We start from the raw sequence: 20792 nt of genomic DNA on the forward strand, positions 1-20792 counted from the left end.
CGTTGAGGGCGCTGCCCTCAAACTCCCGACATATTTTCAAAGAGAAGAACGGACCTAGTGCGTCCACGCGCCGCGGCGGTTGGTGGCGAAGTTTTCGCCGTAGCCACCCGGGCGGATGTTCGCCTTGCGTTTGGTCGGTTCGATCACGATGGCGTCGATGCCGTGGACGCGGGCGTAGTCGAGCGCGGCTTCCTTGGTGTCGAAGCGGAGCCGGACCTGGCTTTGCGTGTCGGTCGAGGATGTCCAGCCCATCAGCGGATCGACCTCGCGCGCCGTTTCGGGCGCGTAGTCGAGCACCCAGCCCCTGGTCTTGGCCTGGCCGGACGACATGGCGGTTTTGGATGGCTGGTAGATGCGTGCGCGCATGGGGTCCTCGATCACGAACGTGCGTGGGGACGTGGTACGCGGTTGCCGCGGCGGGATCAAGATGGGTCAGACGTGGGGTAGTCGTGACAGTTTTTGGCAGGAGCGCCGGTGACAGGGTTGAACCCGTGGTTCAACACGCCAATTCTGGTGGAGCCGTAAGCGGGGGCCTCGATGCACAACAATTCTCCGGAAGCCATGCCGGTTCTGAACCATGCGCCCGAGGGTGACGTGCGGGCGCGTGCGAAGCTGGAAGGCGGCGTGCCGCTGAGGATGCAGACCGAGTTCGCCCCGGCGGGCGATCAGCCGACCGCGATCGCGGAATTGTCGGAAGGGATCGTGTCGGGCGAGCAGAACCAGGTTCTGCTGGGGGCAACGGGCACGGGCAAGACGTTCACCATGGCCAAGGTGATCGAGGAGACGCAGCGCCCGGCGATCATCCTTGCGCCCAACAAGACGCTGGCGGCGCAATTGTATGGCGAGTTCAAGGGGTTCTTTCCGGATAACGCGGTCGAGTACTTCGTCAGCTACTACGATTACTATCAGCCCGAGGCCTACGTGCCGCGGTCGGACACGTATATCGAGAAGGAAAGCCAGATCAACGAGCAGATCGACCGGATGCGCCATTCGGCCACCCGCGCTCTGCTGGAGCGGGACGACGTGGTGATCGTGGCCTCGGTATCCTGCATCTACGGTATCGGGTCGGTCGAGACTTATGGCGCGATGACGCAGGATCTGTACGCGGGCAAGGAGTATGACCAGCGGCAGGTGATCGCGGACCTCGTCGCCCAGCAGTACCGGCGCAACGATCAGGCGTTCCAGCGCGGGTCGTTCCGGGTGCGGGGCGATTCGCTGGAAATCTGGCCTGCGCACCTTGAGGACCGGGCGTGGAAGCTGTCGTTCTTTGGCGAAGAGCTGGAGGGGATCACCGAGTTCGATCCGCTGACCGGGGCCAAGACGGACACGTTCGAGCGTATCCGCGTCTATGCCAACAGCCACTACGTGACCCCGCGCCCGACGCTCAACCAGGCGATGGTGAACATCAAGGCGGAGTTGCGCACGCGGCTCGACCAGTTGGTGAACGAGGGCAAGCTGCTGGAAGCGCAGCGGTTGGAGCAGCGCACGAATTTCGACCTTGAGATGCTGGAAGCGACCGGATCGTGCAACGGCATCGAGAACTACAGCCGCTATCTGACGGGCCGCGCACCCGGTGAGCCGCCCCCGACCCTGTTCGAGTTCATTCCCGATAACGCCATCGTGTTCGCCGACGAATCCCATGTCAGCGTGCCGCAGATCGGGGGCATGTACCGGGGCGACTATCGCCGCAAGTTCACGCTGGCCGAACACGGGTTCCGCTTGCCCTCCTGCATGGACAACCGACCGCTCAAGTTCGAGGAATGGGACGCGATGCGCCCGCAATCGATCTTTGTCTCGGCCACGCCCAGCGCGTGGGAGATCGAGCAGGCGGGCGGGGTGTTTGCCGAACAGGTGATCCGGCCCACGGGGCTTCTGGACCCGGAGGTGGAGATCCGGCCCGTGGAGATGCAGGTGGACGACCTGCTGGACGAGGTGCGCAAGGTCGCCGCCGCCGGGTACCGGACGCTTGCCACGACGCTGACCAAGCGCATGGCCGAGGACCTGACGGAATACATGCACGAACAGGGCATTCGCGTGCGGTACATGCATTCCGACATCGACACGATCGAGCGGATCGAGATCCTGCGCGACCTGCGTCTGGGTGCCTTCGACGTGCTGGTGGGGATCAACCTGCTGCGCGAGGGGCTGGATATTCCCGAATGCGGGCTGGTGGCGATCCTCGACGCGGACAAGGAAGGGTTCCTGCGGTCCGAGACCTCGCTGATCCAGACCATCGGGCGCGCGGCGCGGAACGCCGATGGCCGGGTGATCATGTATGCCGACAAGATCACCGGTTCGATGGAGCGGGCGCTGGCGGAGACCGAGCGTCGGCGGCAGAAGCAGATCGCGTATAACGAGGAGCACGGGATCACGCCGGAGACGGTGAAGAAGAACGTCGAGGACGTGCTGGCGGGGCTTTACAAGGGCGATACCGACCAGTCGCGTGTCACCGCCAAGATCGACGCGCCGCTGGCGGGGTCGAACATGCAGGCGGTGCTGGACGGGCTGCGCGAGGACATGCGCAAGGCGGCCGAGAACCTCGAATTCGAGGAAGCCGCGCGGTTGCGCGACGAGGTGCGGCGGCTGGAGGCCGTGGACCTCGCCGTCGCCGACGACCCGCTGGCCCGGCAATACGCGGTGGAGAAGGCGAGCGAAGAGGCGGTGAAGTCTCGTGGGCGGTCTACTGCGGGACGGGCCGGGCAAAGGGGTGGGAATGTGAAGCGGCGGAGGCGTTGACCCCCTCTCGCGCTCTCCCATAACCGGGATAACCGAGATAACGAAGATAACCGATGACGGATTACTCTGATAACAAGGCATCGCGCAACACTCTGAAAAGTAACCTACTTTGCGCAGATTCATCCCAACTCAACAAGTAAACCAGTCATTTATTTTGCGCGTTCAATAAATGGTAATGCAGTCAAATGCGCCCAACTGAACCCAGTCGGCAGACATAATCCATTGCTAAATCAGTGCCTTTTCTCTACAGGTAGATCATCAGCAGAGGCCGCCGGGCCAGAGTTCCAAACTCTGAAAACCCGGCGGAGAGGCAGGAAACCTAACTCTTGCTGAAGGGCGGGGCGTCCAAACCCCCGCCCGACACTAAAGGGAATACACTTATGGCAAGAAAATCTAAAGAGCTTAGTAAGGCCGATCAACGCAAACTTAAGCTTCGCGACCAGATATGGCCCGATGCTGAAGAGATTATTTGGAACTACAAAGACAGCCCAGGCTGGTTAAACATTCCGCGAACTATGCCAGCTATCACAAGAATCCTAGACGCATTAACCAAAGGGCAACCGGTATCAGGAACGTATTTGGAGTTGTGGTGTCGAACTTTCAATGATGGTTTTGTCGATGCTGCTCGATCCGGAGAAATGGCTTTTTTCTCAGGGTTTGACGGCGAACGAGCATACAGAACGTGGCTCTCTCGCATAAGAAGTCTTGAAGCGCTCGGCTTCATAAGAACTTCCGCTGGGGCATCAGGCGAAATAAACTATTTGCTTATTCTTAACCCGTATCCCGTCTTGCTGGAACACTATAAAGCAGGTCGAATAAACGCACGCTACTGGAACGCATTTACAAGTAGACTGATTGAAATTGGCGCTACAGATCTCGACGATTATTTTGCGCCAAACACTGAGCACTAATTTAAGTCAAGCCGCTTTCTCCTCCCTCAAAACACCCCCGCCACCTCATACATCACCGGCTCGAACCGGTCGCACAATGCGGCGATCTCGCGGTTGCGGGTGCGCATCTCGTCGGAGCGCAGCATCGCCTGGAAATCCTCGCGGCGGTGCCATTGGGAGTAGTTGGCGATGCGGGTCTGGGCGTCGTTCACGTGCAGGGCGGCGCCGAGGAAGCCGGGCTGGTGGGAGATGAAGGCGCTGTAGGCGTCCTGCAACCGCTCCATCAGGTCGGCGCAGGTGCCGGGTGAGCATTCGAAGGTGGTGATGACGGTCTGGCACGGAGTGTCTTGGGCGATGTCGAGCATGGGGCGACTCCTTCCTGTGCCCAGTATACCGCGAAATCCGCAGACGTGGTGCGCGGCGGGAGGCGGTTGCCAGAACGGGTGAAGCGACGCCGGGAGTGCAGATGCAAAAACGGCCCCGCGGGGCGGGGCCGTCATGCTGGCAGTGACCAAGGGTCAGTTCTGCGCGAAGTCCTCGTCCGACGGCGGATTGATCTCGATCGTCGGGGTGGTCAGTTCGACCTGATCGGTCGTCACTTCGACCTCGGGGACGGTCACTTCGGTGGTGGTGCTGCCCACCTCGACCGAACCGACTTCGGCATCGTATTCGGGCAGTTGACCGCCTTCGATCTTCACTTCGGGAAGCTGTGCTTCCTGCGTTTGGTCGATGTCGATCATGTAGACACCACCCGCGATCACGAGGGCGGCAACAACGGCTCCGATAATCGTCACAGCTTTCATAGCGACGTCCTTTCCATGTTCTGTGCCGGGCGTGGCCGGCGTTGGGGAAAAAACGGGCAGGTGCAGAAAAGGTTGCAAAAAATGTGTCGGGAACCTGAAGGGCGGTTGCCAAGTTTCCCTGCCAATTCCCGTCTGCAAAGAAAGGACCAAGACATGGAATATGGTATTCTCGGCCTGATCATCCTCGCGCTTGATATCTACGCGATCTATTCGATCATGACGTCCGGCGCGTCGGGTGGCGCCAAGATCCTGTGGACGCTCCTGGTGCTGCTGCTGCCGGTGATCGGCCTGATCATCTGGTTCCTTGCCGGACCGAAGGGCGCATCGGCCAGCGTGTAAGCACGCGGGCGCGGGATGTCCCGCACAGACCTGTAGTTCCGCGCGGCCGGAACCCGCGCGGAACCGTACCTTGCCGCGCGGGTTGAGCGGTCAGAGGTAAGAGGAGATTTTCATGGAAATCGGAATTTTCGGAGCGATCGTCCTCGCGCTCGACATTCTCGCGATCTATGCGATCGTGACGTCGCGCGCATCGGGACTGGCGAAGTTCCTGTGGATCGTGCTGGTGCTTCTGCTGCCGATCCTCGGCCTGATCATCTGGTTCGTGGCCGGCCCGCGGGGCGCGAAGCTGAAAACCTGATGACATAAACCGGGCGCCCGAAGGCGCCCGGTTGTCGTTTGGCGGATTACGAGTCGACCTTCGTCAGTTCAAGCGAGGTCAGACCGACGGCCAGGTTCAGGCCGCGTTTGCCTTCGATACGCAGCGGCTGCAGGCCCACGTTCTTGGCGTTACCACCGATCAGCGCGTTCGCGCCGAGGCCGATGCCAAGGGCCGCGTCAGCCGAGAAACCGGTGTAGTTGCCGGTCAGCGGCGCGTCGCCGGGGTTGTTGCCCTTCGGCGTGTAGACCACCCACGACATGAAGTTTTCGGCGGTCACACCCACGTCGATGCCCAGTTTCTTGAGCTTGCCGGTGTATTGTTCCTTGGTGCCGTCTTCGCGGGTGAAGCGGCAGTCGGCGTCACGGGACGAGCCCAGAAGCAGGCCGAATCCGCCTTCGATCGTGCAGTCGAGAACGCCGAGGCGCACGGCCTCGTTCTTCAGCCGGTTGGCATCCGGGCCGTTCGTATCGGCAAGCGCAGCAGGAGCTGCAACGGCGAGCGCGACAGCGACTTTGATGGCATTGGACAGTTTCATGTACTCATCCTTCCTTTGTGGAACGCCAGGCTGGAAACCAGCCGGACCTTGGCCCGAAGGCCGCAGTGCGCGGGATATAAATCCGATCCGCGCAACCAAGAAGCGCATTTGCGGAATGAGACCATTGCCGAAAATGCATAGCTGAACGTCTTGAAGGCGCGAAAGTTCCACGGGATCGGAAAACTGGCCTGGACGGGTCGAAAACCGGCAGAAGATTGCTAGTTTACGCGACATGCGCTGGCTTTTGCTGATCCTTCTTCCCGCCCCCGCCCTCGCCTGGGACCATACGATCGGGGATGTGTGCACGTTGTGGCATGTGACGGAGAGCGCAGAGATACGCCTGACCCATGATCCGTCGGGGCCGCTTTACACGATGACGGTGACGCGTGCGGCGGGTTGGCCTGACAGCCCGTGGTTCGGGATGCGGTTCGACGGGGCGCGCGGCAACGTGATCTCGACCACGCGGCATGTCCGGTCCGAGGACATGACCGGCATCTTCGTGGCCGATACCGGGTTCGGCAACGTGCTGGACGGGTTGCAGTTCAACGACGTGGCCTATGCGCTGACCGAGGGCGAGTTCGCCGCTTTCCCGCTGGAAGGCGCCGCCCCGCACGTGCAGGCCTTCCGCGAATGCGCGGGCGTGCCCGCCGTCTGAGGCACGGGGGCAGCGCACGGTCATCTCAGCCCCGGTTAACGGCTTGGCCTTACATCCCTTCCCCGCGCCGACCCACGCGGCGCGAGCGTCGAGGAAGGCCCGCATGGGGCCGGGAAGGGTGAGATGAACAAGGCGATTACCGATGGCGTCGTGCTGATGCCGACCCCGTTTGCGGACGGTCTGGATGTGTGGTCGAGCGGCGACGGTACGCCGGGATCGCCCACGTATGATAACGCGGCCAACGCGTCCTTTGTCCCGGCGGACCAGGATTTCGGCGGATGTCTGGAGATTGCCAAGCAATCCTCGGTCACCCGCGTGCGGTATACCGGCGAAACGCCGCTGCTGCCCGGCTGCTACTTGCGCATCACCGCGCGCGTGAAGGCCATTTCCGGAGCCCTGCCGCAGGTCCGGATCGGTGCATGGGCCGGGTTGCCGGGCGGGGCCAATGCCTCGGGCGTGGTGCAGGTCGGGCCAAGCGTCGACATCCTCACCTACGGCGACGTGGTCGAGGTGAGCGCCATTGTCGGCTCCGCAACGCGCACCGGCATCGACATGGCGTGGGGGATCGACCCGTCCTATGGCCATTTCGGCATCGACCTGACCGGTCCCAATGGCGGGATCGTGCGCATCGACGACATCGTGATCGAGGACATCACCGGCGCGTTCCTGCGCGACCTGATCCCGTTCGTCGACGTCCGCGACTACGGAGCCATCGGGGATGGCACGACCGACAACCGCGACGCGTTCGAAGCGGCGGATGCCGCAGCCGAGGGTCGCCGCGTGTTCGTGCCCGAGGGCGTCTATCGCCTGAATGGCAACCTGACCATGCAGTCCGAGATGGAGTTCGTGGGCACCCTGTCGATGCCCGACAGCGCGATCCTGAGCCTGATCAAGGACTTCTCCCTGCCGCCCTATATCGACGCGTTCGGTGACGAGGAAACGGGGTTCAAGAAGGCGTTCCAGGCGCTTCTGAACAACGTCGATCACGAGGTGCTGGATCTGCGCGGGCGCGTGGTGTCGATCACCCAACCGATCGACATGCAGGCCACCGTCGGCAACATCACCACCTTCAAGCAGCGCCGCCAGATCAAGAACGGGACCTTCTATGTCGAAGGGTCGGGCGGGCCGTGGTCCACCACCACCGTGACCAGCCAGGCGCAGTATTCGTCGAACGACAGCAAGAAGCTGACCAACGTCACCAACGTGAACAACATCCCCGTCGGGTCGCTGGTCACCGGCAACGGTGTCGGGCGCGAGGTGTATGTCACCTCGAAGAATGTCGGCGCGCAGGAAGTGTCGCTGTCATCGGCGCTTTACGACGCGTCGGGCACGCAGAGCTATACCTTCCGGCGGTTCAAGCCGGTCCTCGACTTTTCCGGCTTTGCCAGCCTGTCGAAATTCGAGGTGCAGGACATCGAGTTCGTCCTGAATTTCGAGGCGTCGGGCATCATGCTGGCGCCGACCGGGTCGATTTTCCACATCAAGGATTGCGTCTTCGACGAACCGAAGGACCGCGCGGTCTTTTCCATCGGGACGGGCTGCCAGGGCATGAAGATCGACCGGTGCCAGTTCCTGTCGGGCGAATTCGACGAGCTGGCGCAGAACCGGTCCTCGATTGCCGTGGTGGCGCATTCCAACGACGTGAAGCTGCGCAACAACCGGTCGACCCGGCTGCGGCATTTCGCGGTGCTGCGGTCGTCCCAGAACATCATCGCCAACAACCACTTCTTCCAGGGCGACACGGCGTCGAACGGCATCAGGACGGCGGGGATCGTGCTGGCGGACAACGCGGCCAACACCACCATTGTCGGCAACTATATCGACAATTGTTTCATCGAGTGGACGAACGAGGGGGACGCGACCCCCGATTTCACCAGCGGGTTCAGTTTCGCGGGCCTGTCGATCACGAACAACGTCGGCCTGTGTTCCAGCGTGGCGCCGTGGTTCGCGTTCATCGTGGTCAAACCCTACGGGTCGGGCAACTTCCTGAACGGGCTGAGTGTGAACGGCAACATGTTCCGGGCGCTGAACGGCCAGATCGACCGGGTCGAGCGGGTGGACACGACCTTTGCCGATCTCGATTTCACGCGCACCAAGGCGGTCGAGTTCCGGGGCAATACGTTCCACAACGTGGCCGACCAGGTTGAGAACCCGGCGCGGGCGGAGCACGACCAGAATTCGACCAGCACCACGTGGACGATCGATTGCACCGACATCCTTCCGTTCCGCGGGCGCGTCCGGTCGGTGGAGGGGTTCGCGGTGACATCGCGGCTGAGGAATTCCGCGAACGTGGGCGTGTACGAGAACCCCTATTTCGACACCGAGGAAGGCTCGAACGGGCGCGAGGTGCACGTGAAATGGGGCACGGCGGTGCGCGGCGACATCAACGTGATGGTGCGGATCGACAAGTGATCGAAGGGCCTGTGGCGGGGTCAGAATTCCCGCCACAGGCCGACCTTCATCTGGACCGAGTCGTCTCCGATCACGCCGTATTCGATGCCGATCTCGGTCGCGAAGCCGGTGCGCCGTGGCCGCAGCACCACGACACCCGCGACACGCGCGAATGCCTCGTCGCCCGATGGAAGCCCGGTTTGAAGCTGAGCATAGGTTTTCATCCCGTTGGGCCAGCCAAGGCCAAAGGTCAGGTCCAGCTTGTAATCGGCAGCGCCGTCTTCGAGCGTCACTTCGGCGACCGCGTCGGCCGCGAACCAGCCGGTGCTTTCCCCCCGCGCAAAGCCGTAGCCGTATGACAGACCGGGGCGCACGACACTGGCAGCGCCGATCTGGCCGATACCCAGTTCCACGCTGAGGACGTGTCCGCCCTCCGTCATCCTCACGGGCCAGCCCGCGAAAAGCACGAACTTGCCGTCGCCCGAGACCGAGCGGCCGGCATCGATGCCCACGGTCAGGCGCGGCGTCAGGCCGTATTCCAGGAAAAGCGCGGTGTATTGAGTGATCGGCACAGTCAGCGGATCGCTGCGATCCATGCCGGTGCGGTGGGTCAGGCTGACAAAGCCCGTGCCCTTTTCGCGCGGCCACGCCCCGGCCGAAAGCTCTGACGCGCAGAGGGCAAGGCAAAGGAGCAGGGCACGGGTCATGACCCGTTAACCCTCGGTCATCTTGGTGAACAACTGGTTAACGGGCGCGTTTGCGAACTGGCATCGGGCAAGGCGCTGGCGTATAGGCGGCGCATGTTGACCGACGTGACCCCCGAATTGCTGGCACAGGCCATTGCCGCGCACCGCGCCGCCGGGGGCGATGCGATCTCGAGGCTGGGATATTTCACCAAACCGTTCCGCGTGGCCGAAGGGCCGCTTGGCGGTCTCGTCGTCAAGAGGTACCGCGCGCCGGGTGATGCGGCGCTGCTGGACCGGATGGCGCGGGCGCACGATGCATACGTGGCGCTGCTGGCCGATGCGGGCGTGCCGGTGCCGGATACCGGGTTTCACTTGATCGACGGGGCGCCGGTCGTCGTGCAGGACGGGCTTCCCGACGCGTCGATGATGCGCCCGCTGATGCAGGACGCGACGCGGGACGAAGCGATCCGGTATTGCGACGCCGCCGGATCGGTCATCGCGCGGTTCTGGCACCACGTGACCGACCACCCCGAGCGCGTGGGTTTTCACCCCTCGATCCGCAACTTCGCGATTGTCGAGGACGAGGCGATCTTCTTCGACACGTTCCCGCCGCTGATCGGGTACAGCCGGGACGAGATGGGGCGACTGTTGCTCACCTTCTCGGAAAGCGCGCTGATGCGGGGGGTTGGGCCGTTCATCAAGGGCCGCGTGACGGCTATCCAGGACGAATGGTATTCCCCCGCCGGGACGCTGGTTGGCCTTGTCGGGTCGGCCTGCCGCCTGCGGCCCGACGATGCCGAGGCGTTCCTCGACTGGGGTCGCGGCTTTGCCAACCAGCACATGGCACCCTGGGCCGAGGAAGCGGTGGCCGAGATGCAGGAGCCGCCGCGCCTGTCGGGATTGTGGACAGGGATGCGGCGGGCGATGGGGCTTGTCGGCGAACCGAACCTCAAATCCGGTCAGTAACGCGCGTCAGACGGCCACATCCGGCGTGGGCAGCTTGGTCACGCCGTCGATCAGCCAGCCATCGGGCCCCTCGATCATGTAGTATTCCAGCACGTGCGTCTGACCGGCACGGTCGCGGATCAGGACCTTCTGGCGGCTGACTGGCCCCACATTGTCGCGTTCGAGGAACTGCACCTCGGCCGGGCGCCAGACCATCGGGTAGCCACGCTGCACCATCATGCCAAACCGGTCCGCCGATCCGAAGAGCCGCTGGATCGTGGGCGAGGCGAAGGTGAAGGCCGTGGCGAAATCATCGGCCTTGAATGCCTCGATCTGGCTTTCGATCGTGTCCTCGATCGTCGCGGACGATCCCTGCGCCAGCGTCACGCTCGCCGCGGCGAAAAACGTGACGCCCACCACCAGCGCGGCGTAGAAGAAGTTTCGCATCGTTCTGTCTCCCCGTTATCCATACCGGACTTACGAAGGGAGGTAGCCTGAAGTTTCACGCCGTCCACGCGGGGCCGGGTGGCGGAAATCAGCCGACGAGGTCGCCGGCCAGCGCCTTGTCGATCAGCGCGATGGTTTCGTCCACGCCGTAAAGCGCGATGAAGCCGCCGAACCGCGGGCCCTGGCTGGCGCCCAGAAGAACCTCGTAAAGCGCCTTGAACCAGTCGCGCAGCGGATCGAAGCGGTCACGCCCGACGGCATAGACCACCGATTGCAGCGCCTCGTCCTCGACCGGGCCGTCATAGGCGGCAAGCTCGGCCCGCAGGGCCTGAAGCGCCTCGCGCTCGGCATCGGTCGGCAGGCGGTGCTGCCGGGTGGGTTTGACGTGATCGTTGAAATAGCGCACGGCGAAGCCTGCGGCGGCGTCGAGGTCGGGGTTCGCCTCGGGCGTGGCGTCGGGTGCGTAGCGGCGAATGAAGCCCCACAGCTGCGCCTTGTCCTCGGCCCCCGACACGCTGGCGAGGTTCAGAAGCATCGCGAACGGCACGACGAGGTTCGACGCGGGCACGTTGTGCCCGTGGATGTGGAACACCGGGTTCGACAGGCGCGCCTTGGCGTCCTGACCGGGATAGGCGCGCAACTGCTGGTGGTACTCGTCAACCGCCTTGGGGATCACGTCGAAATAGAGCCGTTTTGCCGTCTTCGGCTTCTGGTACATGAAGTATTGCAGGCTTTCCGGCGCGGCATAGGCGAGCCAGTCTTCCATCGATAGACCGTTGCCCTTGGATTTCGAAATCTTCTGGCCGTGCTCGTCGTTGAACAATTCGTAGGACAAGGATTCCGGCGGCTGTTTGCCCAGCGCGCGGCAGATCTTGGTACTTTGGGTCACGCTGTCGATCAGATCCTTGCCGGACATCTCGTAATCGACGCCCAGCGCGGCCCAGCGCATGGCCCAGTCGGGCTTCCACTGCATCTTGACGTTGCCGCCCGTGACAGGGATTTCCACGCGCTCGCCATCGGGTTCCTCGTAGACGATGGTGCCCTTCGCCACGTTGCGTTCCAGCGTCGGCACCTGCAGGACGTGGCCGGTTTTCGGAGAGATCGGCAGGAAGCAGGAATAGGTCGCGCGCCGCTCTTCGCCGAGGGTGGGCAGCATGATCTCCTGTATCTTGTCGAAGCGTTCCAGCGCGACCAGCAGCATCTCGTCGAACTTGCCCGAGGTGTAATAGTCGGTCGCGCTTGCGAACTCGTATTCGAACCCGAAGCTGTCGAGGAAATCACACAGCATCGCGTTGTTGTGCTGCGCGAACCCTTCATGCGTGCCGAAAGGATCGCGCACCTTGGTCAGCGGCAGGTGCAGGTCCTGCTTCAGCTCTTCCTGCATCGGGACGTTGCCCGGCACCTTGCGGAACCCGTCCATGTCATCGGAGAAACAGATGAGCCGGGTGGGGATGTCCGACAGCAACTCGAACGCGCGACGGACCATGGTGGTACGCGCGACCTCCCCGAAGGTGCCGATATGCGGCAGGCCCGACGGGCCATAGCCTGTCTGGAACAGCACGTGCCCCTTTTCGGGCGGGGCCTTCTGGTAGCGTTTGAGCACCCGGCGCGCTTCTTCGAACGGCCAGGCCTTGGCGTCCATCGCCATCTCGCGCAGATCGGTCATGTCGGGGTCTCCGGGTCAGGTTCGGGTGCGGACGGCGTCTGGGCGCCCGCACCGCGCCGCTACCTATTGCGGCAGGCTTGGGACGTCAATAAATTGAGACCATCCTCCTCCGACGGAACCTGACCCAAATGACCGAGTCCCAGAATCCCCTGCTCAGTGCGCAGGACTGCCTAGTCGCGCTGATGATCGCCGTCTCCGCCTCTGACGAGAACCTGCGCACGGTGGAGCTTGTCAAGATCGAAACGGGCGTGAACACGCTGCCGATCTTTGCCGAGTACGACACCGACCGCATGCGCGAGGTGGCGGGGATCGTGTTCGACCTGTTCGAACAGGAGGACGGGCTGGACGCGCTGTTCGGCCTTGTCCGCGAGAACCTGCCGGAGCGGCTCTTCGAGACGGGATACGCGCTGGCCTGCGACGTGGCCGCGGCGGACGGAACGCTGCGCGAGCCCGAACTGCGGCTGCTGGAGGAGATCCGGTACGAACTGAATATCGACCGGCTGCACGCCGCCGCGATCGAACGCGGCGCGCGGGCGCGGCACCTGCGCGTCTGAACAAGGGGGTCGGCTGACGAGCAGCCGACCTACGCGGGGGTGTAGGTCGGCTGATCTCAGCCGACCTCCCACCTGACAGGAACGGAGACCGGGCCACGGAACGCCCATCCGTCGAACCGGACCTCGCCATCGAGGCGGAGCGAGGGAAGGCGTGCGAAGAGGCGCGGCAGGGCGATGTCGCCGATCAGGACCCGGCTGATCGCCGCGCCCGCGCAGAAATGCGGCCCCGCCCCGAAACTGAGCGCCTTGCTGCAATCCTGCCGCATGTCGAAGGCGTCGGGCGCCTCGAAGACCCGTTCATCGCGGTTGCCCGACCCGAACATCAGGAATACCCGGTCGCCCACCTGCATGTCCGCCCCGTGAAGGGTGCACGGCGCGCGCAATTCGCGGGGCGACATGCCGATGGGAGACATCCAGCGCGCGTATTCCTCGAACGCGTCGCGCCACGTGGCCGCGCCCTCCGCGATCAGGGCGCGCTGATCGGGGTGTGCCAGAAGTGCATAGGCTGCGCCCGCGATGGCGTCGCGCGGCTCGTTCTGGCCGCCGGAGATGGCAAGTTTGACGTTGGCGCGCAGCTGTGCGCCCGAAAGGCCCGCCCGGCGCTGCACCTCGACCAGCCCGAATTCCGGCCCGTCACCCGCCGCCAGCATCGCGTCGATATGCCGGTCGATGGAAGCGGTGCAGTCGTGGCACCGCGCCTCCGTTTCGGGGTGACCGGCATAGTTCGCGCAGCCGTCGATCATGCCCTGGCTGACGCGGTCCATCTCTTGCCAGTCCATGTTCGGCAGGCCGGTCACCGCCTTCAGCGCCTCGGCCGACACCGGCATCGCGTAGTCGCGCACAAGGTCCGCCCTGCCCCGGCCCTCGATCCGGTCGAGCACCGCCTCGGTCGCGTCGGCAAAGGCCGCCGTCCACACGTCGCGCACCGTGCGCGGGCTGACCGAGGGAAAAATCGCGCGGCGTTCGGCCTGGTGCGCGTCGCCATCGCGGCGCATCATGTTCTGCCCCATCAGGCGCGTCATCAGCCCCTCGGGCTGGTCGGAGGAAAACACCTCGATCCGCTTTTCCTCGCGGAAGATGTCGTCGCGCCGGGTGATCAGCCACGCGCCCAGTTGCGGCACGAAGGCGACCGGCATGTCGGCGCGCAGCGTCCGCAGAACGGGATAGGGATCGGCGCGGAACGCGTCCGGATCGATGTCGAATACCGGTCCCCGCGCGCCCATGGTCAGGAAATCCAGACCCGGTTCGGCCGCCGAAGTCGGGAAAACCGCACCTCCGAACCAATTGACCGGAAACCGAAAACTGGCCACGCTTGATCCCGATTTAAGACCTTTATTCCGGAGACTGCCATGCCCCGCAACCTGACACATTTGCTTGCTGCATTCGCCCTGATCCTTTTGCCCGTGATGGCCCCGGCCGCGGCGCTTGTCGCCAAGGTGGACATCTCTTCACAGACCATGACGGTCATCCAGAACGGTCGCGTGACCCATCGCTGGCCCGTCTCCACCGCCCGCGCGGGCAAGTGGACGCCGCGCGGGTCGTGGTCGGCGAAGTGGCTGTCGAAGAACCACAAGTCGTCGCTCTACAACAACGCGCCGATGCCCTATTCGATTTTCTTCCGCGGAAACTACGCGATCCACGGCACCAACCAGGTGTCCAAGCTTGGACGTCCGGCCTCGGCCGGGTGCGTGCGGCTGCATCCCGACCACGCGCAGGTCCTGTTCAACCTGACCCGCAATGTCGGTATGAAGAACATGCGCGTCGTGATCCAGAATTGAGGCCAAGCGCCTCGCCCCCAAAGGGCCGTGCATTCCCCAACATGGCAGCCTAGCTGCCATAGACGGCCCCCCAGCGCTGCAGCAGTTTTTGCTGCAGCGCTTTGGCGTTGCGGTTGTAGCGCCGCGCGCCGGGCGGGGATTCGCGATCGCTCTTGGCGATTGCCGCGCGCGCCCGCGTATCGGCGGCGAAGATCGTGAAGACAAGCGGCGTTCCGTCTGCGGCCGTCGCGTATCCCGCAAGCGCGGACACGAAATTGAGCGTTCCGGTCTTGGCGCGCACCTTCACCGGGTGACCCTTGATCACCTTCCGGTCAGGCCCGCGCATCTGGATCTTGCGCATCAGCGGACCGATCCCCGTGGGCCGCGCGCGCATCAGGACTTCGGTCATCGCGGTGGCTGACAGGCGCGAGGCATCGCCGAGGCCCGAGTGATCGACCAGCGTCGCATCCGTCAGCGCGTACTTGGCGGCGGCCCAGCGCCGCATCTCGGACGCGGACGCGCGAAGCGTCGCGGGCATCCGGCCGGTCCGCCGGGCGGTGGCGGCGAGGCCCAGCACCTCGGCCGTGAGATTGGTGGAGAACTTGAGCATGTCGCGCACGATCTCGGTCACCGGGGGGCTGGCATGGGCGGCAAGCTGGCGTCCGCCGGGTTCGCGGGTGGCCAGAACCGGCGACGGCAGGGTGATCCCCTGCCCCAGCGCCACGGTGCGGAACACGTCGCCCGCATAAAGCGCGGGCTTGCGCACCGGCAGCCAGCGCGCCCCGCCATTGCCCAGCGCGCCACGCGCCACGCTCCAGCTGTCGAACGCGCCGCCGTTGCGGTAGGTGTAGACGGGGATATCCCGGTCCGCGATCACCATCTTGGCCATCGAGACATCGGGGCGCAGCGTCTCTGACCGGGCATCCATCGTCACGCGGTAGGATCCGCCCGTGCGCCGCCACTCGAAATGCACCCGGTTGAAATTGAGGTTCAGGCCCGACAGCGCCGGGTTGTAGCCGACATGTTCGGGTTGCGACCCGTCGATCCGGTCCAGCCGGGGCAGCGCCCCGTCCCAGACGCGGAACGCGCCCGTCACGCCGGTGACGCCCGCAGCCTTCAGCGCGGCGGCAAGCGCGGCCAGCGCGTCGGTGTCGAGCGTCGGATCGCCGCCGCCCGCCAGCACGAGGTCGCCTTGCACGATCCCGCCCGCCACGGGGCCGGTCGCCAGAAGCCGCGTGCGGAACGTGTGGGAGGGCCCAAGCACGTCCAGCGCGTAAAGCCCGGTCAGCGCCTTCATGACCGAGGCCGGCGGGAGCGACAGGTCGGCATTCACCGCCTCGCGGATCTGGCCGGTGCGCGCATCGGCCACGACGAACCCCACCTTGCCGGACAGCCCGGCCTCGGCGATCAGCTCTTCGCCGGTCGCCTGTCGCGGGCGGCCCTGCGGGCGCACGTCGCCGTTGGGGCCCTTCGGCGCGGGCCGCAGCATGGGTTTCAGCGAGGTTTCGGGCGCGTTGGCGCATGCGCTCGTGGCCGCGGAAGCCATCAGCGCCGCGAGAAAGAACCGGCGGGAATACGTGCTGCTCATGACCCGGACGTTAGCCATATTGGATGGCCCCGAACAACCGGGTTCTGATCACGCTTCGCGGAGATCGCCCGCCTTTTCAACGCGGTCGCGTTCGCTTAAGGCCCGCACGCATGTGGAAACTCGCGCTTCTTCTTGTCTTCGGCATGTCGCTGATCCCGTCGGGCGACGCGGCGGGCAAGCTGTTGCAGGCCCGCGGGGTCGAGGCGCCGTTCATCGCCTGGGCGCGCTTCGTGGTGGGGATGCTCGCCGTGCTGCCGTTCCTGCCGCGCGGCGAGGCGCGGCATTTCCGCGACTGGCGGCTTTGGGTCCGGGCGGCGCTGATCGCGGGCGGCATCCTGTCGATCCTGACAGCCCTGTCGGGCGCGCCCCTTGCCGACGCCTTTGCCGGGCTATTCGTGGGCCCCATCGTCAGCGTCGTGCTGTCGGCCATCTTCCTGCGTGAAGAGGTCACGCCGCTGCGCTGGCTTCTTGTGATCGCGGGGTTCGCGGGGGTGCTGATGGTCGTCCGGCCCTCGGGCGAGATGAACCCCTACCTGCTGTTCGCGCTGATGGCCGGGACGTTCTATGGCGGGTTCCTGACCGCGTCGCGCTGGCTGGCCGGGGTCGCGCGGCCCCTGACGCTGCTGGCGTCGCAGCTTCTGGGCGCGGCGGTTCTGACCTTGCCGTTCGGCCTGTGGTTCTGGCCCGACTTCACGTGGGAGATCGCGGCGCTGCTGGCCGTGTCGGGCCTGTGTTCGGCGGGCGGGAACCTGACCCTTGTCATCGCCTACCGGCAGGCCAGCGCGGCGCAGGTGGCACCCTTCGTCTATTTCCAGCTGCTCGCGGCGACGGCGCTGGGATACGCGGTGTTCGGCGACGTGCCCGTGCCGCTCAGCTGGGCGGGCATGGTGCTGATCGCGGCGGCGGGGATCCTGTCAGCCCGACTGCCAGCCACCCGCGGCGCGAATGGCGCTTGAGCTGACATTGCGCATCGACAGGGACACGAAGGCCCATGCCGGCGCCTCGGCCTGCGCAAGAAGCCGCGCACGCCGCCCCTTCAGCCGCGCATGCCGGTAGATGCGCGCCGTCTTGGAGTTGAGCGCCGCCTGCCGGTCACCGGGTCGCGCGAAAACGCCCACCGGGACGCGGGCGAGGATGTCTTCCCAGTTCTGCCAGCGATGGAACTGCGCGAGGTTGTCGGCCCCCATCAGCCACACGAACCGCTCCCGCGGATAGGCGCGGGTCAAAAGCGCCAGCGTTTCTGCGGTATAGTGCGAGCCCGCCCGCGCCTCGAAATCGCTGACCTTGATGCGGGGCGTGTCGATCAGCGCCTCGGCGGCGGCGATGCGCCGCCCCAATTCGGCGGGCCCGCGCGCCTTCAACGGGTTGCCGGGCGACATGAGCCACCAGACCTCTCGCAGACCGAACACGCGCAGCGCCGCTTTCGAGATGTGCAGATGCCCGGCATGGGCCGGGTCGAACGACCCGCCCAGGATGCCGATCGCGCGGCGGGACTGGAAACCTGTCTGCATCGCCGACAGGAAAATCGCCTGTTTCACCGAATGTCCAGTGCCACGGCTTGCGTTGATGCCCTGCACCGCTATCGTCTGGCGCTGTTGGGAGTCCGGTGCATATGACGGAAGAGATGCTTGAGACGACGGTGGATCGCTACCACCTGCGTGCGCCGAAATCGCTGGTGAAACCCTACCACCTTATGGCGCTGGCAACGGGCAGCTATGAATGGCCCGAGCGCGCGCTGGCCCGCGAACATGTCGCGGCGGGGGATACCGTGCTCGATTTCGGGGCGGGCCTTGGCATCGTGGCAAGCGACATCGCCGACAGCGAGGCGAAGGCGAAGGTCTACAGCATCGAACCCGCGCATGCCTCGTATCTTGCAGCGCGCGACACGCTGGCGCTGAACCGGTCCGACACGATCGAGTTGCGCCACGGGCTGGTTCAATCCCGTGCGGGCGCCGCCCGGAACCCCGATCCCGTCCTTTACAAGGACGACGAGAATTATCTTGGCCACGGGCAATCCATTGCAACCGGGTCAGGAGCCGAAAGCGAGCATCCGCCCGTGATGCTGCTGGACGACCTGATCGCGGAGACCGCGCCGACCGTGCTCAACATCGACATCGAAGGCGGCGAGGCCGACATCTTCGAAGGGGTGGACCTGAGCGGCGTGCGCACCGTGATCGTGGAATTCCACCCCGACATCCTTGGCATCGACGGCTGTCGTGCCGTGGCCGACACCCTGATCGCCGCTGGCCTCGCGCTAGATTTCGACGCCTTCTATCACACGACCGGGCTGTTCCAGCGCGCGCCGGGATCGACGCTTGCCCTCCCGGAAGATCGCGCCGCGTTCGATCGCCTTCTCGAATACGCGATGGCCCCCGACAACGTGCGGCCCCGGTTTCGCAAGGCCGCCTACGCCGCGCATCCGCACAACCTGTACCTGCGTTACCGGAACTTCCTGCGCGACTGGACGGATGGCGAGGCGCCGCAGGCGGTGGTCCGCACCTGCCGTAACAGCCCGTTCGCGGCGCTGGCGCGGTCCACGGCGACCAACATCGCGCTTGAACGGCAGAACATCGCGGCGGCGCGCATCCTGTGCGACACGGTCTCGCCACGGCAGCGCACGGGGTTCGACCATTTCCTGAACGCGCGGGTGCTTCTGGCCGAGGGTCAGCAGGAGCAGGCGCTGGGCGTGGTCCGCCGTGCCTGCACGGGCTTTCCCGCGTTCGGACCGGCCCACCTGCTGCGCGGATACCTTGCCGCGGCGTCGGGCGACATGGCGCAGGCGAAACAGGCGGTCGACTCCGCCTCCCGCGCCTATGTGCCCGCGCCCGAAGAGGACATCCGCACCGCGCGCGCCGAGATCGGCCTCGACTGACCGGTACCCGATGTCAGGTATCGGGATCAGTGAAATCGCCGTCCTCGCCGCCGGTCGTCGGCGTGTCCGGCTCATCCGGCGGGGTATAGGGATCATCCGGCGGGGTATATGGCTCGTCCGGGGGCGTGTATGGATCGTCAGAGCGGTTGGACGGCGTCGACATCTGCGCCTCGCGCCGCTCACGTTCCTGACGTTCAAGCGTGCGCCGGATCGCTTCGGCGCAATCCGAGCGCTCGCAAGAGATGCTGAAGCCGTTGACCGAGACGCTGCACCACCTGATCTTCGAACCGTCCCGGCGCTGGTCTTCGTAAGGACCGACAAGCACCGGGGCGCAGGTCCCCCGGAACGATTGGTCATTGACGATGAAATACGCGGGCTCCGGTATGCCAAGCGTCGCGCATCCCTGCAGAACAAGGGCCGCCATTCCGAAGCCGGTGCCAAGGCGTGCTGAAAAATCCATCATGAAAATCACCTTTCGCCTGTCTATCGGCGAAAGGTGGCCGCTGGTTCGGGGCCTGTCCGCCCATCCTTGGCAAGGATTGTCCACATTTGGCAGGATTCCGGCAGGCCGCGCGCCAAAGGGCATTACGGTGACGGCAGTCGATTTCAGCACGGTACCGGGTGTTTCCCATGCTTTCGCACTACGCCTACCTCGACACGACCGATTTCGAAGTCTCGCGCGCCTATCACGCGGCGGCCCGGTTCGACCTCCGGCCGCTCGCCCCTGTCGGACGCGACGGGCACCTCAGCAGCCGCGTGAACGCGATGTTCGAGCGCCACTTCCAGCTTTACTTCTTCAGCTACTCCGCCTCGATCCGGCTTGATGCGCTGTCCGACAACGCCAATTACGTGATCCCCGTCCGGCTTGAAGCCGGGTCCACCGGGCACGACGTCGCTCGGTTCGACGGGCGGATCGGATCGCCCGGCCGCGCCGACCCGCTTCTGGTGCCCGCGGGATATGCGCATCTGGGTCTCGGGATCGATGCCGCGCTGCTGCGCGCGCATGCCGAGTTGCTGCTGGGCGAATTGCCGGACAAGCCGATCTCGTTCACGCCCGACTTCTCCACCGACCGCTCGCTGCACCGTACCCTCGCGCACCTGATCAAGCACGCCGCCGAGGAAGAAGAGGCAGAGCCCTGGTCCCTGCGCGACCCGATCCGCGGGCAGAGCTTCCTGTCCTCGGTGATGAACCTTCTGCTGCTGCACCAGCCGCACTCCCTCTCCCACCTCGCCCTTCCGGGTGCCGGTCCGGCTCCGCGCGACGTCAAACGGGTGCTCGACTATATCGAGGCGCATCTCGACCGTCCCGTGACGCTGGCGACGCTGGTGGCGGTGGGCGGCGTGCCGGGGCGCACCCTGAACGAACATTTCCGCCGCTTCACGGGCCTGTCGCCCATGGCGTACCACCGCAAACGCAGGCTCGAAGCCGCGCACCGCGCGCTCTGTGCCGGTGACGGGACATCGGTGACCGACATCGCGCTGCGGTTCGGGTTCAACAATGTCGGCCGCTTTGCCGCGCTCTACCGGCAGGCCCATGGCGTCACCCCGGCGCAGCACCTGCGGCGCTAGCCACGCTTGCCCATCCCGCGACCGCTGACTAAACACGCAC

General features: G+C 65.0%; 23 protein-coding genes. 12 read left to right on the forward strand and 11 right to left on the reverse strand.

Features of this window, described 5'->3' with window-relative positions; translation table 11 throughout:
- Positions 1 to 54: 54 nt before the first annotated feature.
- Positions 55 to 366, reverse strand: coding sequence for an ETC complex I subunit (locus tag ATO11_RS08115; RefSeq protein ID WP_050530607.1), 312 nt, complete (start codon positions 364 to 366; stop codon positions 55 to 57).
- A gap of 171 nt (positions 367 to 537) precedes the next feature.
- On the opposite strand from ATO11_RS08115, the gene uvrB reads away from it, so the two are divergent.
- Together uvrB and ATO11_RS21195 are read left to right on the forward strand one after the other, a co-directional pair.
- Positions 538 to 2736: an excinuclease ABC subunit UvrB gene (gene uvrB / locus ATO11_RS08120; RefSeq protein WP_050530331.1), complete on the forward strand. Its 2199-nt coding sequence runs from the start codon at positions 538 to 540 to the stop codon at positions 2734 to 2736.
- A gap of 380 nt (positions 2737 to 3116) precedes the next feature.
- Entirely contained in the window at positions 3117 to 3647 is a 531-nt protein-coding gene (locus tag ATO11_RS21195) for a hypothetical protein (RefSeq protein WP_207382949.1), read from the forward strand.
- 26 nt (positions 3648 to 3673) lie between these two features.
- Here the strand turns inward: ATO11_RS21195 and ATO11_RS08125 are convergent, their stop codons facing one another.
- The gene (locus ATO11_RS08125) at positions 3674 to 3991 is read right to left on the reverse strand and encodes an antibiotic biosynthesis monooxygenase family protein (RefSeq protein ID WP_050530332.1); all 318 of its coding nucleotides are present in this window, start codon (positions 3989 to 3991) and stop codon (positions 3674 to 3676) included.
- A 153-nt stretch (positions 3992 to 4144) separates the two neighbouring features.
- Positions 4145 to 4429 carry a hypothetical protein gene (locus ATO11_RS08130; protein ID WP_050530333.1) on the reverse strand — a complete coding sequence of 95 codons (285 nt, stop codon included), beginning with the start codon at positions 4427 to 4429 and terminating at the stop codon, positions 4145 to 4147.
- A gap of 153 nt (positions 4430 to 4582) precedes the next feature.
- On the opposite strand from ATO11_RS08130, the gene ATO11_RS08135 reads away from it, so the two are divergent.
- Both ATO11_RS08135 and ATO11_RS08140 read left to right on the forward strand, forming a co-directional pair.
- The gene (locus ATO11_RS08135; protein ID WP_050530334.1) at positions 4583 to 4768 is read left to right on the forward strand and encodes a PLDc N-terminal domain-containing protein; all 186 of its coding nucleotides are present in this window, start codon (positions 4583 to 4585) and stop codon (positions 4766 to 4768) included.
- A 112-nt stretch (positions 4769 to 4880) separates the two neighbouring features.
- Positions 4881 to 5066 carry a PLDc N-terminal domain-containing protein gene (locus ATO11_RS08140; protein ID WP_050530335.1) on the forward strand — a complete coding sequence of 62 codons (186 nt, stop codon included), beginning with the start codon at positions 4881 to 4883 and terminating at the stop codon, positions 5064 to 5066.
- Between the two features lie 46 nt (positions 5067 to 5112).
- On the opposite strand, the gene ATO11_RS08145 is transcribed toward ATO11_RS08140, so the two are convergent.
- A complete protein-coding gene (locus ATO11_RS08145) occupies positions 5113 to 5622 on the reverse strand; it encodes a DUF992 domain-containing protein (RefSeq protein WP_050530336.1) in 510 nt (169 codons plus the stop codon).
- 232 nt (positions 5623 to 5854) lie between these two features.
- On the opposite strand from ATO11_RS08145, the gene ATO11_RS08150 reads away from it, so the two are divergent.
- On the forward strand, positions 5855 to 6277 hold the full coding sequence (locus ATO11_RS08150) for a hypothetical protein (RefSeq protein WP_050530337.1): 423 nt from the start codon (positions 5855 to 5857) through the stop codon (positions 6275 to 6277).
- A 123-nt stretch (positions 6278 to 6400) separates the two neighbouring features.
- On the forward strand, positions 6401 to 8689 hold the full coding sequence (locus ATO11_RS08155) for a right-handed parallel beta-helix repeat-containing protein (protein ID WP_050530338.1): 2289 nt from the start codon (positions 6401 to 6403) through the stop codon (positions 8687 to 8689).
- Positions 8690 to 8709: 20 nt separating this feature from the next.
- Here ATO11_RS08155 and ATO11_RS08160 read toward each other — a convergent pair whose 3' ends face one another.
- Complete coding sequence (locus ATO11_RS08160; protein WP_050530339.1) at positions 8710 to 9375, reverse strand: hypothetical protein; 666 nt, start codon at positions 9373 to 9375, stop codon at positions 8710 to 8712.
- A 93-nt stretch (positions 9376 to 9468) separates the two neighbouring features.
- Between ATO11_RS08160 and ATO11_RS08165 the strand changes: the two genes are divergently transcribed.
- Positions 9469 to 10320 carry a DUF6206 family protein gene (locus tag ATO11_RS08165; RefSeq protein ID WP_050530340.1) on the forward strand — a complete coding sequence of 284 codons (852 nt, stop codon included), beginning with the start codon at positions 9469 to 9471 and terminating at the stop codon, positions 10318 to 10320.
- 6 nt (positions 10321 to 10326) lie between these two features.
- Here the strand turns inward: ATO11_RS08165 and ATO11_RS08170 are convergent, their stop codons facing one another.
- Positions 10327 to 10746 carry a DUF4864 domain-containing protein gene (locus tag ATO11_RS08170; RefSeq protein ID WP_050530341.1) on the reverse strand — a complete coding sequence of 140 codons (420 nt, stop codon included), beginning with the start codon at positions 10744 to 10746 and terminating at the stop codon, positions 10327 to 10329.
- A gap of 88 nt (positions 10747 to 10834) precedes the next feature.
- Complete coding sequence (locus ATO11_RS08175) at positions 10835 to 12412, reverse strand: lysine--tRNA ligase (protein WP_050530342.1); 1578 nt, start codon at positions 12410 to 12412, stop codon at positions 10835 to 10837.
- 128 nt (positions 12413 to 12540) lie between these two features.
- Between ATO11_RS08175 and ATO11_RS08180 the strand changes: the two genes are divergently transcribed.
- Positions 12541 to 12966, forward strand: a complete 426-nt coding sequence (locus ATO11_RS08180) for a tellurite resistance TerB family protein (RefSeq protein ID WP_050530343.1) — start codon at positions 12541 to 12543, stop codon at positions 12964 to 12966.
- A 56-nt stretch (positions 12967 to 13022) separates the two neighbouring features.
- Here ATO11_RS08180 and ATO11_RS08185 read toward each other — a convergent pair whose 3' ends face one another.
- Complete coding sequence (locus tag ATO11_RS08185; protein WP_341271325.1) at positions 13023 to 14276, reverse strand: cytochrome P450; 1254 nt, start codon at positions 14274 to 14276, stop codon at positions 13023 to 13025.
- A 39-nt stretch (positions 14277 to 14315) separates the two neighbouring features.
- On the opposite strand from ATO11_RS08185, the gene ATO11_RS08190 reads away from it, so the two are divergent.
- The gene (locus ATO11_RS08190; RefSeq protein WP_050530345.1) at positions 14316 to 14744 is read left to right on the forward strand and encodes a L,D-transpeptidase; all 429 of its coding nucleotides are present in this window, start codon (positions 14316 to 14318) and stop codon (positions 14742 to 14744) included.
- 49 nt (positions 14745 to 14793) lie between these two features.
- Here ATO11_RS08190 and dacB read toward each other — a convergent pair whose 3' ends face one another.
- A complete protein-coding gene (gene dacB / locus ATO11_RS08195) occupies positions 14794 to 16311 on the reverse strand; it encodes a D-alanyl-D-alanine carboxypeptidase/D-alanyl-D-alanine endopeptidase (protein WP_050530346.1) in 1518 nt (505 codons plus the stop codon).
- Between the two features lie 110 nt (positions 16312 to 16421).
- Here dacB and ATO11_RS08200 point away from each other — a divergent pair, with 110 nt between their 5' ends.
- The gene (locus ATO11_RS08200; RefSeq protein ID WP_050530347.1) at positions 16422 to 17267 is read left to right on the forward strand and encodes a DMT family transporter; all 846 of its coding nucleotides are present in this window, start codon (positions 16422 to 16424) and stop codon (positions 17265 to 17267) included.
- Here ATO11_RS08200 and ATO11_RS08205 read toward each other — a convergent pair.
- The gene (locus ATO11_RS08205; protein ID WP_050530608.1) at positions 17226 to 17822 is read right to left on the reverse strand and encodes a nicotinate-nucleotide adenylyltransferase; all 597 of its coding nucleotides are present in this window, start codon (positions 17820 to 17822) and stop codon (positions 17226 to 17228) included. The genes ATO11_RS08200 and ATO11_RS08205 overlap by 42 nt on opposite strands.
- Before the next feature lie 101 nt (positions 17823 to 17923).
- Here ATO11_RS08205 and ATO11_RS08210 point away from each other — a divergent pair, with 101 nt between their 5' ends.
- Complete coding sequence (locus ATO11_RS08210) at positions 17924 to 19183, forward strand: FkbM family methyltransferase (protein WP_050530348.1); 1260 nt, start codon at positions 17924 to 17926, stop codon at positions 19181 to 19183.
- A gap of 13 nt (positions 19184 to 19196) precedes the next feature.
- Here ATO11_RS08210 and ATO11_RS22300 read toward each other — a convergent pair whose 3' ends face one another.
- Positions 19197 to 19646 (reverse strand): hypothetical protein, encoded by a 450-nt coding sequence (locus ATO11_RS22300; protein WP_050530349.1) that lies wholly within the window; start codon positions 19644 to 19646, stop codon positions 19197 to 19199.
- A 167-nt stretch (positions 19647 to 19813) separates the two neighbouring features.
- Here ATO11_RS22300 and ATO11_RS08220 point away from each other — a divergent pair, with 167 nt between their 5' ends.
- Positions 19814 to 20752 (forward strand): helix-turn-helix domain-containing protein, encoded by a 939-nt coding sequence (locus tag ATO11_RS08220; RefSeq protein ID WP_050530350.1) that lies wholly within the window; start codon positions 19814 to 19816, stop codon positions 20750 to 20752.
- The last annotated feature ends 40 nt before the right edge of the window (positions 20753 to 20792 follow it).

Source organism: Pseudaestuariivita atlantica (assembly GCF_001205715.1).
In the GTDB taxonomy this organism is placed as follows: domain Bacteria; phylum Pseudomonadota; class Alphaproteobacteria; order Rhodobacterales; family Rhodobacteraceae; genus Pseudaestuariivita; species Pseudaestuariivita atlantica.